3 protein-coding genes and 1 tRNA gene are annotated in these 3,313 nt (G+C 66.3%); 3 read left to right on the forward strand and 1 reads right to left on the reverse strand.

Annotation, left to right across the window (positions count from 1 at the left end; genetic code table 11):
• Window positions 1-37: 37 nt before the first annotated feature.
• Window positions 38-1,111, reverse strand: a complete 1,074-nt coding sequence (queA, locus tag M3461_22510; GenBank protein MDQ3776920.1) for a tRNA preQ1(34) S-adenosylmethionine ribosyltransferase-isomerase QueA — start codon at window positions 1,109-1,111, stop codon at window positions 38-40.
• Between the two features lie 76 nt (window positions 1,112-1,187).
• On the opposite strand from queA, the gene M3461_22515 reads away from it, so the two are divergent.
• From M3461_22515 to M3461_22525, 3 genes are all read left to right on the forward strand, one after another.
• Window positions 1,188-1,274: transfer RNA gene (locus tag M3461_22515), tRNA-Leu, on the forward strand.
• A 94-nt stretch (window positions 1,275-1,368) separates the two neighbouring features.
• Complete coding sequence (locus tag M3461_22520) at window positions 1,369-1,728, forward strand: hypothetical protein (GenBank protein ID MDQ3776921.1); 360 nt, start codon at window positions 1,369-1,371, stop codon at window positions 1,726-1,728.
• Window positions 1,729-1,793: 65 nt separating this feature from the next.
• Entirely contained in the window at window positions 1,794-3,128 is a 1,335-nt protein-coding gene (locus tag M3461_22525) for a DUF11 domain-containing protein (protein ID MDQ3776922.1), read from the forward strand.
• Window positions 3,129-3,313 lie beyond the last annotated feature (185 nt).

A 3,313-nucleotide genomic window follows, 5' to 3' on the forward strand; every position in this document is an offset into this window, starting at 1 on the left:
CCGGGCGCGGCGCGCCGCGCCCGCAGACGCCAGCACCTCAAAGCGCATGGCCGTCGATGAGCATGGCATCGCCATAACTGTAGAAGCGATAGCCGGTCCCGACGGCGTGCTGATACGCCGCGAGCACACGCTCCCGGCCGGCGAAGGCGCACACCAGCATGAGCAATGTCGATCCCGAGAGATGAAAATTGGTTACGAGGGCATCCACGCTACGAAAACGATAACCCGGATAGATGAAAAGCTCGGTGTCGCCCCGGAAAGGCTGCAGCTCACCGGCGATCGAGGCGGTCTCCAAGGCGCGCACGCTGGTGGTCCCGACGGCCACGACGCGCCCGCCCCGCCGGCGGGTGTCCGCGACGAGACGGCACAGCGGCTCGCCGATCTCGATCGATTCCCGGTGCATGCGATGCGCTTCCACGCGCTCGACGCGCGGCGGTCGAAAGGTCCCGGCACCGATGTGCAGGGTCAGGTAGCCCATCGCCACCCCGCGTCGTTGCAGGGCTGCCATGAGCGCTAGGTCGAAGTGCAGGCCGGCCGTCGGGGCCGCGACGGAGCCTGGCGGGCAAGCATAGATCGTTTGATAGCGGTGCCGATCGGCGGGCTCGTCTGGCCGGCCGATGTAGGGGGGGAGGGGGGTATGACCGATCGCCTCCAGGACCTCATACGCTGGGGCCGAAAACTCCACCTCATAGAAGGCATCATCCTGAGAGACGGGATCCTGATAGGACGAATGGACGACCGTCCTGACGGCGACGTTCATCGGGCCGCAGCCATTCTCGCCTTCGAGCACTAGGCGCGCGCCGGGCCGCGGCGGCCTGCTCGCGCGGATCTGCACCATTGCCGCATGCGTGTCCAAGACCCGTTCGAGCAAGAGCTCGACGCGCCCACCGCCGTCCTTGCGGCCGAACAGCCGCGCCGGGACGACGCGCGTGTCGTTGAATACCAGGAGATCACCCGCGCGCAAGAGCGCGGGGAGATCCGTAAAGCGGTGATCGGCGACCGAGCCACTGTCCCGGTCGAGGTACAAGAGGCGGCTTTCGCTGCGTGTGGGGACCGGGTGCTGTGCGATGAGGTGCTCGGGCAGGGTGTAGGCGAAGTCGCGGCACTGCATCGGGCGATGATAAACGATGCCTACCAGCGTCTGCGATCGATTTTCGGACCGTCGTTTCTTATACTGCGCGGCTCGGGCCGAGGTGGCGGAACTGGTAGACGCGCTGGACTCAAAATCCAGTGGGGGCGACCCCGTGAGAGTTCGATTCTCTCTCTCGGCACCAAGTAAAATCAAGTAGTTATGCGGTATGGAAGGGCTGGGAGGGCACGGTGGTAGCAGCGATTTCCCAAAACGTTTCCCAAAATTTCGCGAAACGCATGACCAGGACCCTATTGATATTCGTCGTCCTGTCCATCCTCACGGCCACCGGCTGGTGCGGAGAGGACCGGCCAGGACTGAGCAACGCACCACAGGCGGGTTTCAAAGCCTATGTCGATCCCGTGACCGGCGAGACCTTGGAGCATCCCGATGACGCGATGCCGCCCCTGGAGCTGGATGCCACGCATTCCACCTCCGCTCGTGGACTCCGCGAGATCGTTTCGCCCGAGCCGGGTGGCGGGGTCAGCGTCGATCTCGAGGGACGTTTTCGAGTACCCTTGGAAGCGGCCGTCGCGCCGGAGCAACGCCCATCGATCCGGCACCGCGACGCGCCGGAAACCCCTCGAACCGCGCCTTGAATCCGGCCTCGGGGCCGCGCCTACTCAGGACGGGTCTATGGGGCAGGGAAGCCGAGTCATGGGGCGTGCCCGCGAGGCTCCTCTGGCTCCTGACCCTTTTCAGCGTTGCCATCGGCCCCGCACAGGCGGCCGACCTCAAGGTCATCAATCGCGACGGGCGCCGGGAAGGGTTCAGGGACCGACGCGCGCCGGACGTGGATTCTGGCATCGGCCTTAACCCGGGGAGGACGCTCGGGCAGCAGCGCCTCATCGCCTTTCGTGCCGCCGCCGCCATCTGGGCCGAACGCATTGAGAGCCCCGTGCGGATCCGCATCGACGCGAGTTTCGACCCGCTGCCCTGCGACGCATCGAGCGCGGTCCTGGGGGAGGCCGGGCCCAACACCTTGCACCGCGATTTCCGTGGGGCACCCGTCCGGAAGACCTGGTACGTTCAGGCCTTGGCGAATGCCCTTGCCGGACGGGACCTCAGGCGTGACAGGAGCGATATCGAGGCGGTCTTCAACAGCACCGTGGGCACTACCTGCGCGTTTCCCGATGCCTGGTATTACGGGCTCGACGGCGTGCCGCCCGGAACCAAGATCGACTTCGTGACCGTGGTTTTGCACGAGATCGGGCACGGCCTGGGTTTCCTGTCGCTGGTGGATCTCAAGACCGGAAAGAAATTCATGGGCCTGAACGATGCCTACATGCGCCTGCTGCAAAACGCGAGGACCGACAGGCGTTACCCGCATATGACGAACCGCGAGCGCGTGCGTGCGAGCAGAAGCGTCCGCGCCCTCAGGTGGACCGGCCGGCAAGTGGCCGCCGCGAGCACGCTCCTCGGCGATGGGGTGGATCTTGGCGGGCGGGTCCAGATGTACGCACCGAGGCCCCCGGAGCCCGGGTCCTCGGTGTCGCACTTCAGCAACTCGCTCGTCCCGGACCAGTTGATGGAGCCGAGCTATACCGGCCCGGACCACGTCCCGAACCTCGAGCTGCCGCTCCTGCTCGATCTCGGTTGGAGGCAGGCGGACGCCGATCTGTCGATCGAGGTCTCCGATTCCCCGGATCCGGTGCCGCAGGGCGCCACGCTGACCTATTTCATCACCGTCCTGAACGGCGGCCCCGGGGCCGCGACCAACGTCACCCTCACCGATACCCTGCCGGGCGGGGTGGAATTCCTCTCGGCGACGCCCATCACAGGGACGTGCACGGGGACGACCACCGTTGTCTGCACCCTCGGGGATGTGGCGAACGGGGCCGCCGTGAGCGTCTCTATCTCTATCCAAGTCCTGGCCACTGCCCTCGGATCGCTCACCAACAGCGTCGCGGTCAGCGCGGACCGCGATCTCAACCCCGCGAACAACACCGCGGCCGCGACGACCACCGTGAACGGGGTGCCGGCGGCGGCGCTCCCGTGAAACCTTTTATATCAACAAGAACTTGGCCGGGCGCTCGACCCGGGATCGGTCAGCGCGGCACGATCTCGACGAGCGGTGACTCGGCGTCCATGGAGGCCAGGATCACGCGGTCGAAGCGGCGCGTCAAGGCCAGCGCCCAGCGTGCCGCCTGGCGGGCGACCACCGCGATCTCATCATTGTCCACC

It is taken from the genome of Pseudomonadota bacterium (assembly GCA_030860485.1).
Lineage (GTDB): Bacteria > Pseudomonadota > Gammaproteobacteria > JACCXJ01 > JACCXJ01 > JACCXJ01.